At 50.1% G+C, this 12,377-nt stretch carries 13 protein-coding genes; 7 read left to right on the forward strand and 6 right to left on the reverse strand.

Going from position 1 to position 12,377, the window contains the following annotated elements; translation table 11 throughout:
• Nucleotides 1-3: 3 nt before the first annotated feature.
• The 4 genes from LBR61_05630 to LBR61_05645 form a co-directional block, all read right to left on the reverse strand.
• Nucleotides 4-939, reverse strand: a complete 936-nt coding sequence (locus tag LBR61_05630; GenBank protein ID MDR1731557.1) for an ABC transporter permease — start codon at nt 937-939, stop codon at nt 4-6.
• 114 nt (nt 940-1,053) lie between these two features.
• A complete protein-coding gene (locus LBR61_05635) occupies nt 1,054-2,562 on the reverse strand; it encodes an ABC transporter substrate-binding protein (protein ID MDR1731558.1) in 1,509 nt (502 codons plus the stop codon).
• 357 nt (nt 2,563-2,919) lie between these two features.
• Nucleotides 2,920-3,159, reverse strand: coding sequence for a hypothetical protein (locus LBR61_05640; GenBank protein MDR1731559.1), 240 nt, complete (start codon nt 3,157-3,159; stop codon nt 2,920-2,922).
• A 50-nt stretch (nt 3,160-3,209) separates the two neighbouring features.
• On the reverse strand, nt 3,210-3,413 hold the full coding sequence (locus tag LBR61_05645) for a hypothetical protein (protein ID MDR1731560.1): 204 nt from the start codon (nt 3,411-3,413) through the stop codon (nt 3,210-3,212).
• A 383-nt stretch (nt 3,414-3,796) separates the two neighbouring features.
• Here LBR61_05645 and LBR61_05650 point away from each other — a divergent pair, with 383 nt between their 5' ends.
• From LBR61_05650 to LBR61_05675, 6 genes are all read left to right on the forward strand, one after another.
• Nucleotides 3,797-4,612 carry a YdcF family protein gene (locus LBR61_05650; protein MDR1731561.1) on the forward strand — a complete coding sequence of 272 codons (816 nt, stop codon included), beginning with the start codon at nt 3,797-3,799 and terminating at the stop codon, nt 4,610-4,612.
• Between the two features lie 98 nt (nt 4,613-4,710).
• A complete protein-coding gene (locus LBR61_05655; protein ID MDR1731562.1) occupies nt 4,711-5,379 on the forward strand; it encodes a FadR family transcriptional regulator in 669 nt (222 codons plus the stop codon).
• Between the two features lie 148 nt (nt 5,380-5,527).
• Nucleotides 5,528-6,721, forward strand: coding sequence for a mandelate racemase/muconate lactonizing enzyme family protein (locus tag LBR61_05660; GenBank protein MDR1731563.1), 1,194 nt, complete (start codon nt 5,528-5,530; stop codon nt 6,719-6,721).
• A 25-nt stretch (nt 6,722-6,746) separates the two neighbouring features.
• The gene (locus LBR61_05665) at nt 6,747-7,727 is read left to right on the forward strand and encodes a TRAP transporter substrate-binding protein (protein ID MDR1731564.1); all 981 of its coding nucleotides are present in this window, start codon (nt 6,747-6,749) and stop codon (nt 7,725-7,727) included.
• 79 nt (nt 7,728-7,806) lie between these two features.
• A complete protein-coding gene (locus LBR61_05670; protein ID MDR1731565.1) occupies nt 7,807-8,298 on the forward strand; it encodes a TRAP transporter small permease in 492 nt (163 codons plus the stop codon).
• Entirely contained in the window at nt 8,295-9,578 is a 1,284-nt protein-coding gene (locus LBR61_05675) for a TRAP transporter large permease (protein MDR1731566.1), read from the forward strand. Before LBR61_05670 ends, LBR61_05675 begins: the two co-directional genes overlap by 4 nt.
• 155 nt (nt 9,579-9,733) lie before the next feature.
• Here the strand turns inward: LBR61_05675 and LBR61_05680 are convergent, their stop codons facing one another.
• Nucleotides 9,734-10,345 (reverse strand): LysE family translocator, encoded by a 612-nt coding sequence (locus tag LBR61_05680; protein MDR1731567.1) that lies wholly within the window; start codon nt 10,343-10,345, stop codon nt 9,734-9,736.
• Between the two features lie 261 nt (nt 10,346-10,606).
• On the opposite strand from LBR61_05680, the gene LBR61_05685 reads away from it, so the two are divergent.
• Nucleotides 10,607-11,953 (forward strand): YjiH family protein, encoded by a 1,347-nt coding sequence (locus LBR61_05685; GenBank protein MDR1731568.1) that lies wholly within the window; start codon nt 10,607-10,609, stop codon nt 11,951-11,953.
• Between the two features lie 75 nt (nt 11,954-12,028).
• Here the strand turns inward: LBR61_05685 and LBR61_05690 are convergent.
• Nucleotides 12,029-12,377, reverse strand: a 349-nt coding sequence (locus tag LBR61_05690; GenBank protein MDR1731569.1) for an Rpn family recombination-promoting nuclease/putative transposase, incomplete at its 5' end; no start/stop codon positions are given.

Consider the following 12,377-nt stretch of genomic DNA (forward strand, 5'->3'; position numbering starts at 1 on the left):
CCGCTACCCCCTCTCCTGATACTGCGCCTTGATACGCGGATCGATCCAGGCGTACAAAACGTCCACCACCAGGTTCACCAGACTGAACACGATGCCGATGAAGAGCACGCCCCCCAGCACCATGGGATAATCCCGCGTCTTGATGGCCTCCACCAGAAGGCTGCCGATGCCCGGAACGGCGAAAACCGCCTCCGTCACCACGGCTCCCTCCAGAAGGCCGCCGAACTGAAGTCCAATGATGGTCACGATGGGGATGAGCGCGTTGTTCAGGGCGTGGTCCCGAATGACCCGGAACTCCGTCTGCCCCTTGGCCCGGGCCGTCCGGATGTAGTCCTGACGGATGACCTCCAGCATACTGGAGCGGGACATTCGGGAGATAATGGCCAGAGAGGGCGTGGAAAGCGTCACGGCCGGAAGGATCATCTGGCGGAAACGATCGAATCCCGACGCCGGAAACCAGCCCAGGTGCACGCTGAAAAGGAGAATCAGCAGAAGCCCCAGCCAGAACACCGGCATGGAAATACCCACCAGCGCAAATCCCATGGCCAGGTTATCCATCAAAGAGTACTGACGAATGGCGGAGATGACCCCAAGAGGAACCCCGATGGCTATCGCCAGCACGATGGAAAAAAGCGCCAGTTTCACCGTGGCGGGGAAGGCCTGCATCACCTCGTGGGCGACGCTGCTTTTTGTGATGTAGGACCTTCCGATGTTGCCGGCGATGGCATTTTTGATGTAACGCCAGTATTGGAGCAGAAAGGGATCGTTCAGCCCCATTTCTCTGCGAAGTTCCTGCACGCTTTCTTCGGTGGCGGTGTCCCCCAGAATCATCTTGGCGGGGTCGCCGGGCGTCAGATGCAGCATGAGAAAGACAAAAAAGCTGATGCCGACGAAAACCGGCAGAAGATACAAAACTCTGCGAAGCACATACCTCCACACAGGCGTCACCTCCGCGAAAATGACAGGAATTAATCAAAGCTCAAGGGCAGGGCTCAGGGGGACGGAGCCGGTCTGCAAACCTTTGCCCCCCTGAGAGTCACCGGAATTTATATTCTATTCGAAATAAGTCTGATAGTACTGATGATTTCCGGAGGGCTCGAAGATGAAGCCTTTGACGTTTTTCTGCATTCCGATCAGAAGGTCGTTGACGTGCAGGTATCCCCAGGCGGCGTCGTCCAGAATCATGTGCTGCAGCTTGTGGTAGATCGCCTCGCGTTCAGGGCCGTCGTTGACGCGCTTGCCCTCCTCCAGCAGCTTGTCCACCTCCGGATTTCCGTAGACGCCTCGGTTGAGCCCCGTCAGCTTCTGGGAGGAGTGGAACACCCCGAACAGGCTGTAGTCCGGGTCGGCGATGACCGAGTTCCATGCCTGCAGGTAGAGCTGCTGTTCCCGCTGTTTCAGCTTTTCGAGGAACGCGCCCCACTCCATGACCTGAATGGAGATGTCGATTCCCACCTTTTTGAGCTGGCTCTGAATGATGGTCGCCGTGTCCGTGTAGGTTTTGTCGTCGCGGCACCAGAGCTCCAGCTTCATGCCGTCCTTATAGCCGGCCTCCGCAAGAAGGGCTTTGGCCTTCTCCACGTCCGGCAGAATTTCCGGCAGACTGGTGTCGTAATACTTGATGGTGGGCGGCACGGGACCTCTTGGAGGCTGTCCCACGTTGCGGAAGGCTATTTTCACGATGGGCCGGTTGTCCACGGCCAGGTTGATGGCCTTACGCACGCGGATGTCGCTGAGAGGCTCGTTGGAGACGTTCATGCCCAGGTACATGACGCTGCGGGAGGGAACTCTCAGAAGGGAGAGTTTTGCGTTGTTCGAAACCTTGTCCACATCGATGGGCAGAATGTTCAGCGCCACGTCCGCGCCTCCGGTCTCCAGTTCGATGCAGCGGCTGGTTCCCTCCGTGATGGTGCGGAAAATCAGGTTCGGAGTCTTCGCCTTGTCGCCCCAGTAGCCGTCGAAGCCCTTGAGGACGATGCGGTTGCCCTTCTGCCAGCTCACGAACTGATAGGGGCCCGTCCCCACGGGCTGGGTGCCCACGTTGTCTCCGGCGTCCTTCACGGCCTTCTCGCTGAGAATGACCCCGGCGCAGTAGTGGGAAAGGCAGGCCAGAAAGCTGCTGTCCGGCGTCTTCGAGGGGACGATGATGGTGTAGTCGTCGAGGATCTGAATTTTGTCGATGTCGATGTTGCGGACCACGTAGTCGATGACCTTGCCCGTGTTCACGGCGCGGGTGAAGGTGAACTTCACGTCCGAGGCCTTCAGTTCCTCGCCGTTGTGGAATTTGACGCCCTTTCTGAGATAAAATTTATAGTTCAGGTCGTCCAACTTTTCGTACTTTTCCGCCAGCAGAGGAACAATTTCGCCGTCTCGAATCGTGATCAGAGACTCCATCATCTGGTTCATAACGCCGGTGGAGGCCAGGTCCGGAGCGGCGTGAGGATCGAGGCTCTTGGAATCGGCGGCCATAATGACCGTAAGCGTATCGCCCTGCGCAAAGGCCGCCCCTGCGGCAACCGCCAGCAGAACGCATATCGACAGCACAATATATAGCTTCTTCATTTGAATAAACACCCTCCTCGGGACAATCATAATCTTCCCAATTTCAGACCATAAAAACCATCCGTCAACACCCCTGTACATATCGCCGAAAAGGATTCAGCGTCCCCTATGATCACCTCTTTATCAGAAAATAATCAAATTAATTTGTTAAAAGATTGTTTGATCATTATAGAGCAGAGATATAGAGATGTCTAATCTATTTGTGTTAAGTTATTTGTGTAAAGTTATGTTAAGCCAAACGTCACGGAGGATACGGCAGGTTTGTGGTTTTGAAGTCTTCAGCCGGGTTGCGCGGGCTTTTACCAAAAAAAAGTCATATGCCCCATCTCCGGCGAGAGCATATGACTGTGTGTGGCATCAATCCAAATAATTTCCTACATCGTAGCTGTTGAGCTGTTTTTTTATCCTGACGATGATGGAGCCGTTGTCACACGTTTTTTCGTCGAGGATTTTGTACTTCGTATGGTTGTAGTCGAGGGAGTTTTTATAGTCTTCGTATTCTTCCCTCGCTTTCTTTGCCGCCTGCTCCGGAGCAAATCCGTCCCGAAGCTGAAAATGAAGCGTCTGATGAAGACACGCGAATTGAATGCGTCTCATTGTTTTTACCTTCCTTTCATTTGCCTTCCTTTCATTCGGCCCCTGGAACGTCAGTTCAGATAATCGCCTGTGGGATACGTGCTGTAGTCCCTGAGCATCTTTATGACAACGCTGCCGTCGGACTGGTTTTGCTTATCGAGAATTCTGTACCTGACACGCTTGCGGTCAAGCCCTTTAATATAAGTTTGATAAGCGTTTTCCGTGTCGAACTTCTGCGTCTGTTCCAGACACGCGGTCAGAATACGATATTTCATTTCGCTCACCTCCTTCTGACAATGCGGAGGCACATGCAGGCGCATTTGTCGAATTTCGCGTTTTTTGTGTACAAAAATAACGGCCCGCCACAGCAGAACTTGCGTTCCACAGGGCAAAGCGCACATTAGACTGTCTGGAGTGTAGCATATTTTTTAAATCCATGTAATACTATAGTCTTATGCTGTTTCTTTAAAAAATCACGTGTATTCGCTTATGTCGGACAGAAAAAATGTGTCAGGCTCTTTCTGACGCAAGGAGCTGTGTCAATCACGTAAATCCGATTGTTTCGCGCTGCTCGTTTTTTATTTTGTACGAAATATTCTGATCGGCATGGTATATACTACACGGAGCGTCAGTCAGAGGCGGAACAGGGGAGGTTCAGGTGTACGGCGGGGTCGTTTTTTTCCTTTATAAACTGATCGGCGGGCTTTTGACACCTCCGGGGTGTTTTTTCGCTCTGCTGTTTCCCCTTCTGCTGTGGCAGGCTCTCGGTGCGCGGAGCCGGGGTGAAAAGTGGCGAAGTCGGGCTGCGCTTTTTCTCCTCGTTCTGTTGTACGCTCTGTTCATGCCGGTGACGTCGGATTTTCTGATGAGGCAGGTGGAGACGGGCCGTCCGCCTCTGCCCCGAGACGAAACCCCAACGCTGGTTCTGGCCCTGGCCGGAGGCGACACGCACCCCGTTCTCGACGTTTCCGGGGAGGCCGGGACGGAGGTGGAACTGTCCGCTCAGTCCTTTCAGCGTTTGGCGGAGGGGATTCTGGCGGCCAAAAGCCGCGGCTGGCCTCTGCTCTATTCGGGGGCCTGGGAGGAAGGGGACGCCTCGGTGTACGAGGATTATCTCCGCGGTGAGGCGAAACGGCTGGGATTCGAAGGGGAAGTGCTGGTGGATGCGAGCTCCCGAAACACCTGGGAAAATCTGAGAGAGACCGCGAAAATCGTGAGGCAACGGGGATTCAAGCGGGTCGTTCTTTCCACCACGGCTTTCCACATGCGTCGGACGCTCTGGATGGCGAGGCGGCAAATGCCCGACGTGGAGCTTCTTCCCTGGCCCTCCGGATGGCGCTCCACCCGGGGGCGTTTTGCCGTCAATATTCTGGGAGTCAGCGCTCTGGCGTTTTACGATTCCTGCATGGCCCTGAGAGAGCTGGCCGGCCTCGCCGCGTACCGCCTGTTGGGCGTCGGCAGCGCGTCAAAATAAGGAAATGAAAGGTCTGATCGACAGAAAAAGGAAACCTTGTCTTTTTATATCCCAACTGTTCTATGCAGAAAAATCTCAACGAGAAAGGAAGCGATACTTTGGAACTTACGCCGATAAAAAGAGTCGTTGTTCATGATACGATTCTCAATCTTATAAAAGAATACATTCTCTCCAACAAGCTGAATCCCGGAAATAAACTGCCTTCCGAAAGAGATTTGGCTCAAACGCTTGATGTAAGCAGAAACTCCATAAGAGAAGCGTTAAAGAGTATGCAATCGCAGGGATATATACACATATCCCATGGCGCAGGTACCTATGTCAGTGACATCAGCGGACTGATTGTAGAAAAACAGGTTTTTGACGGGAGAGTTCTGGAAAAACTGCTCCAAATCCGCGAAATGGTGGAACCTTATGCTGTAGGATTGCTGTCCATGCAACACCCCTGTCCGGACTATTCGGAATTGGAGACTCTCCTTTTAAGAGAGGCCGAAAAAAACAAAGCAGAAGATATCAGCGATCTCCCCAATCTGAATTTTGAAGTGGAGTTAGTTAGATTGACGGAAAATACTTTGCTGTATGGGTTTTATTTCAATATCAGTCTAGCCTGGAAAGAATTTTGGAAAAAAAATGGTTCCACAGTTCTTAATGCTGCAGCCAGACATAAAGAACACATAAATATTTTCAATGCTATAAAAAAGGGACAAACGGACAAAGCTGTAAAACTTGCAAAAGAACACCTTAAAGGAGTAAAATTGATACTGAAGTAAAAAGGAGGTTTGTGCACCTCTTTTTTTCGCAGGACAAATTGGTCCTACCTCCTACCAATTTTTTATAAAGAAAGGACGTTGATCTGCGCAGAAGACAATAACGGCGTTGACAACATCAATATATGTTTTTGAACAGGGAGGTCATAATATGAAAATCACAGATGTTAAGGCAATAGGTATCAATCGTTTTTTGTTTGCAGAGGTCCATACCGATGAAGGAATAGTCGGGTTGGGAGAATCCGGGACTTGGGCATTCCTCGACGCATCGCGGGAAGCCATTAATTCCTTCGCTCAATGTCTGATAGGTCAGAATCCCCTCAGGATCGAACATCTCTGGCAGTACATGTATCGTGCTTATCATTTCAGAGGAGCGGCCATTATGGGAGCATTGAGCGCCATCGATATCGCACTCTGGGATATTGCCGGGAAGTATTTCGGAGTGCCGGTATATCAGCTTTTAGGCGGAAAATGCCGTTATAAAGCGCGGGTCTATTATCATGTGGGGGGACAAAATACAGAGGAACTCGTCAAAAATTGTATTGACGCTAAGAACAAAGGCTTTACCGCTATTGGCCACCTGACTCCTTTTTTGGATGAACCGCGCAGTAAGCCCTATTTTGAGACTCATGTACAGAAAATGGAACGTGCTATCGATCGGGTAAGACAATACAGGGAAGCTGTTGGTGACACCGTGGATCTCTGTATCGAAATTCACCGCCAGCTGAAACCAGCCGAGGCCATAGTCCTGGCGCGTGGAATTGAAAAATACCATCCTTACTTTTTCGAAGATCCGACTACACCGGATAATTTTGACGCTATGGCAGCGATAGCCGAAAAAATTCATATTCCCATTGCCACAGGAGAACGATTTCACACCCCGCAGGAGTTCGAATTGTTGTTGCGTCGAAACGCGGTATCTTACGTCAGGCCCGATGTTTGCATGTGTGGAGGAATCACCGGAGCAAAAAAAATAGCAGCTCTTGCCGAAGCCAACGAGGTGGGAGTCGTGCCGCACAACCCACTCAGCCCCGTCAGTACAGCAGCCTGCATACAAATCGCGGCCTGTATCCCTAATTTTGCCCTGCAGGAATATCCCGGAGACGATCGAGGAGCGGCAACTGAACGGTTCGTCGATGGTAAAGTCAGCGCGGAACACAGCGACAAATTCCACCAAAAAGATGTAGTAAAAAATACTTTAAAGTGTGAAAACGGATTCATCATCATTCCGGACACTCCCGGCATTGGTGTGGAGCTTGCTCCCGGAGCGGAGGAAAAATTTCCGTTCGACCGCAGAAAGATTGAAACGAGACTTCACATAGACGGCTCAGTTATTGATCAATAATATATTTTATAAGGAGGATTTTAAAGTGAAAAAACTTGCAATCAGATTTCTGTGTGCGGCGTTAGTGTTGTTTTTTTCATCTTTAAACGGTTTTGCGGCGGAAAATACGTATAGCCTGAAAATGCATCATCCCGGCCCTATTGGGCATCCTTATCACAAGGGTGCGTTGGAATTCAAGGAACGCGTCGAGAAGTATTCAGACGGTACAATTAAAATCGACATTTTCCCCAACAACGAACTGGCTTCAGGAAGACAGGCCGTGGAAGCTGTACAATTCGGGACTATCGATATAGCATTGGAGTCATCAATGGCTGTTACCAATTTTGAAAAGGCTTTCGGCGTTCTGGACATGCCTTTTCTTTTTCCGGACCGGGATGTTGTATACAAAGTCTTGGACGGTGAAATTGGTAAAACTTTAGCGCAAAAATTAGAAAACAAAAATTTACAGCTTCTCTACTTTTGGGATAATGGATTCAGAAACATAAGTAATTCCAAAAGGCCAATCAATTCTGCTGAGGATCTGAAAGGGCTGAAAATTCGAGTTCCGGAGAGCAAAGTCTACATTGCTACTTTCGAGGCTTTAGGAGCTATTCCCACTCCGATGGCTTTTAGTGAGTTATTTGCTGCCTTGCAGTTGAAAACAGTGGATGGACAGGAAAATCCGAATGGTCATATGATCGCCTATAAACTCTATGAAGTACAACCTTATTTCGCAATAACCCACCATATATACGCGGCAGAACCGCTGCTTATCAGAAAAGATCTTTTTGATGGTTTTTCTCAGGTGCAAAAAGACGCGATTCTGAAAGCAGCAAAGGAAGCAGGAGATATTCAGAGAAAGCTCTCGACGGACGTAGAATCGGACTATCTACAACAAATCAGGGAACAAAAAGTCACAGTTACTACGCCGGACCCGAACGCATTTCGGGATGCAGTAAAATCCGTATATGAAAGTTATGCGGGCGATTTTGGTACAATCATTGAACAGATTCTTGCTGTGAAATAATGCAAGACGATCCAGGAAACCTTTGCACAATACGAAAGTTTCCTGGATCATTTGTGTTTTGCAGAAAGAGGTGGTTACATTGGATCGATTCATGGAATATTTTTTTGAAAAATTGGACAAAGTTTTACTTTGGACGTTATCCATTTTATTCGGAGCGATGTCTGTCATCATCTTTATGCAGGTGATATGGCGTTATTGCTTTGAAGCGCCTCTTTCCTGGTCTGAAGAATCTGCAAGGTATCTTTTCGTGTGGGTTTCTTTCCTTGGATCCATAGCCGCCGCAAAGCGAGGAAACCATATTGGTATGGAAATGTTGCGCAATGCCCTTCCGCGATCAGCGAACAAATTTTTACAATTCATCGCAAATATGGTTACGGTGTTCTTTTTTGCAGTGACGTTCTGCTACACGATAAGCATGTCTCCCAGATTATGGGTTCAGTTTTCTCCTGCAACAGAAATTCCCATGTTGTTTCCTTACTTGGGTATAGCGGTGGGGAGTTTTTTCATGATGCTTTATTATGCTGCGGAAGGTGTAATAAATCTGCTTTCTTTGAGGGGGAAGGCAAAATGACGTTTATCCTCTTTTGTTCCTTCTTTTTCGCGCTTATCATCGGTGTCCCCATCGCTGTCTGCCTTGGTTTTTCCGCAGTATTCACCCTCATACTGTCTGGCAGCACTCCACTGATCATCGGAACGCAAACGATGTTCAAGGGAGTAGATTCCTTTCCTTTGATGGCAATCCCTTTTTTTATTCTGGCGGGGAACATTATGAGCGTTGGGGGAATCTCGAAACGGTTGGTCGCTTTCGCTATGGCGTTCATGGGTAAAGTTACAGGCGGGTTGGCGATGGTATCTATTTTTGCGTCGATGATTTTTGCCGCCATATCAGGTTCCAGTCCTGCTACGACTGCCGCTATTGGCTCCGTTATGTTGCCGTCGATGGTCAGGCAGGGCTATAAAGGCAGCTTTGCGGCAGCAACGGTGGCGGCAGCAGGAACGGTAGGGCAGGTCATTCCTCCCAGTGTCCCCATGGTGATCTATGGAGTTCTTGCCAATGTTTCCATCAGTCAGTTGTTTGTTGCTGGCCTTTTTCCTGGCATTCTCATGGGAGTGGCGATGATGTTTATCGCTTATTTATACGCGAAACGGAATGGCCTCAAACAGGCTGAACAAAGCCAGGAAGCTGCCGATGAACATCCCAAAAAAGCGGTATTCAGCAGTTTATGGGCCATTATGATGCCGTGCATCATTCTGGGTGGGATTTACTCCGGCATCTTTACTCCCACTGAAGCTGCCGCTGTAGCTGTTTTTTACGGACTTTTCGTGGGATTGTGCATCTATAGAGAAATGCGACTTTCCGACCTTCCAAAAATTCTTTTCGATTCAGCCTGCGCTACAGCGGTTATCATGTTCATCATGGCGACTGCCAATTATTTCGGATGGATTCTAACCTCCCAAAGAATTCCTCAGGCCATAGCACAATTTTTTCTGAATGTAACAAACAATAAGTATGTACTGCTCCTGCTTTTCAATATTATTCTCCTCATTGCGGGTTGTTTCCTGAATCCATCAGCCGCTATCGTTCTCCTGACTCCCATACTGTTGCCGGTATTGACCAACGTCGGCGTCCCTCCGATACTTACGGGGATTATTATGGTCGTGAATCTTGCCATTGGCCAAACCACTCCACCAGTGGGGGCTTGCCTATACGTAGCCTGTAATATCAGCGGAATCAAATTGGAACCAATCATCAAAGAGTCTGTTCCCTATCTGCTGGCTCTTATTTTGGCCCTTTTTCTGATTACTTACGTAGAAGCTATTGCTTTGTTTCCACTGTATTTTTTTAACTGATACTTGAACTTAACTTAACAGGACCATGTAGAACAGCTTGAAATGGCTTGTCCACATGGTCTTGTTACGAATTATTATTAATAAAAATTTATTTTTTCATTTTATTTAGATCATTTAGCGAATATATGATAGCATATCTACATTAAAAACTGAATTTAAAATAAGGAAATGACGGAAGCCGCCAGTAAAAGGCCCATGACCCCGTTCATTATTCTGTAAAGTCGGGGCGAATGGATGAGACGCCCTGAAAACACGCCTCCAAGGCACCAGCCCGCAAGACTGAGAAAGCTCATGACGGCAAAGGCCCCACAGTAAAAAACCAGTTTTGCCGCGGGCAGGTCCGCGCCAATATACGTGGCGACGCCTGTCACCGCCAGTATCCAGGCTTTGGGATTTGTCCATTGAAGCAAAACCGCGTCCCAAAAGGTGAGGCGATGATTTCGTTTGTCTGAAAATTCCTCTTTCGTGTCATCCTTTTCGGGGGGGCGCGCCGTGGCGATTTTCCAGGAAAGATAGAGAATGTATACTGCTCCCGTGTACCGAACCCCTTCATAAATCGCCGGAAAAGCGTCAAAAAACTCCCCCAGCCCCCAGGCGACAGCTACGATCATCAGAGGCAACCCCACCGTGACCCCCAGCATGTAAGACAGAGAAGGAAAAAAGCCGTAGTTGAGTCCGGAAGAAAAAATAATGGTGTTATTGGGACCGGGCGTAGCCGCCATTCCAAAAGAAAAGGCAAGTACACTCCACATGTACTCCAGTGTCATGGCGCATTCTCCTCTCGCTGGCGATTCGTACTTTTCTTTACACTATTATACGGTTATGCGACTGAAATTCTGAAATGCAGGCTCACCAAAACAGGACCTGAAATCCCTTCATGGAATGCATTACGTCTATTTTCTTCATTAATTTCAGGTAAATTTTCGTTATATAATGAGGGCGAATTTTTGCGGCAATGGCATTTTAAAACAGGGTTGGTAAAAGGCCAAAGAAAGGTCAGAAAAAGGTCAAAAGGAGGAAATCGCATCATGGCCGGTAATGAAGTGCAAGGCAGCAGCAAAGGTTTGATCAAGTTTCTCGGTTACAGCCTGTTCGGAGTGTTCATGTTCTTTTGCCCCGTTACCATCGGCGGGCGTTCAACCATTCCGGTGGACCACATCATTTCGTTCATCACGGCCAACTGGCTGGAGGGCGCGAAAATTTATATCCTTATCCTTATGTACTGCGGGGCGGCGCTTCCTTTCATCCGCAGAACCTGGAACAAAGACGGAATGTCCATCTTTTTCTCCCTCGCCAAGGTCTGCGGAGCGATCATCGGCACGGTTCTGTATTTCAAATTGCTCCCCGATCTGGCATGGCTTTGGCGTCCCGATTTCGGACCTTTCCTGTTCGAGAAACTGGCCATGCCCGTGGGCCTCGTCATCCCCATCGGGTCGGTTTTTCTGGCGTTTCTCGCCAGCTTCGGGCTGATGGAGTTCACGGGAGTGCTCATGACCCCCATCATGCGGCCCTGTTTCCGCACGCCGGGGCGCTCTGCCATCGACGCGGTGGCCTCTTTCGTGGGCAGTTACTCCATCGCGCTGATCATCACGAACAACATGTACCGTCAGGGAAAATACTCCGTTCGTGAGGCCGCCATCGTCGCCACAGGGTTTTCCACCGTTTCCGCCACGTTTCTTCTGGTCGTCGCGAGGACCTTGAACCTTATGGAGCACTGGACTCTGTATTTCTGGGTCAGCCTTTTGGTGACCTTCGTCGTAACGGCCATCACGGCCTATATCTGGCCGCTCTGCTCGTACCCCAACACCTATTTCGGCGACAAGCCGAACCCCGATCCCGACTATACCGGCAATCGCTTCAGGCACGCATGGGAGGCGGGGATACAGGTCGGCGAACAGGCGGAACCCCTTGCCAAAATGACCTTCAACAACCTCAAAGCGGGGCTTAACATGGCTTTCGCCGTGATTCCGTCCATAACATCGGTGGGGCTGCTGGGGCTCGTCCTGGCCGAGTACACGCCCCTGTTCGACTGGTTCGGCTATCTGTTCTATCCCTTCTTTTCGGTGTTCGGCGTGTCAGACGCGGCCCTCGCGGGGAAAGCGGCGGCCATCAGCCTGCCGGAAATGTTTCTTCCCGCGCTGCTGATCGCGAAAAAGGCGACGCCCCTTCTGGGGTTCGTCATCGCCGTGGTGAGCATTTCCGAGATACTTTTCTTCTCGGCGAGCATTCCCTGCCTTATGGGAACGGACATTCCGATTAAACTGCGGGACATCATCGTCATATGGTTCGAGAGAGTGGTGCTGTCCATCGTCCTGACGATCCCCCTCGCCATGATGTTGGGGTTCGCCGACGTGGTGGCCGCCGCCGCGCCGTAACGTCCCCGTCCGGGAGGTCGTCACCAGGGACGAAAACTGATTGGAAGTCAAGGGGGCGGAGGCCGCCCCCTTATTTTATTTTTCCGTCAGGCTTGAAATGAGCTTTTGTATATCACTCACGGGAAGGTTCGTCGCCTGGGCGATTTTCTCCGCATCCCAACCCATGGCGAACATATTGCGGGCCACTTCCGCTTTACCCTCTGCCCTGCCCTCCGCTTTGCCTTCTGCTCTGCCTTCCGCTCTGGCATCGGCCCGCCGCACCTGCTCGTCCATCAGAAAAAGTTGGCGCGCCTCGTACAGCATCTGCGTCCGTTCGTCCGCGCTGAGTTGCTTCAGACGCCCCACCGCCGCTTCCATCTCAGGGGTTTTTGTCGCCAGCATTTCGATTTCCTCCTCCTTTTCCGACCGGATGAGCCGGAGCCAA

It is taken from the genome of Synergistaceae bacterium (genome assembly GCA_031272035.1).
GTDB lineage: Bacteria > Synergistota > Synergistia > Synergistales > Aminobacteriaceae > JAISSA01.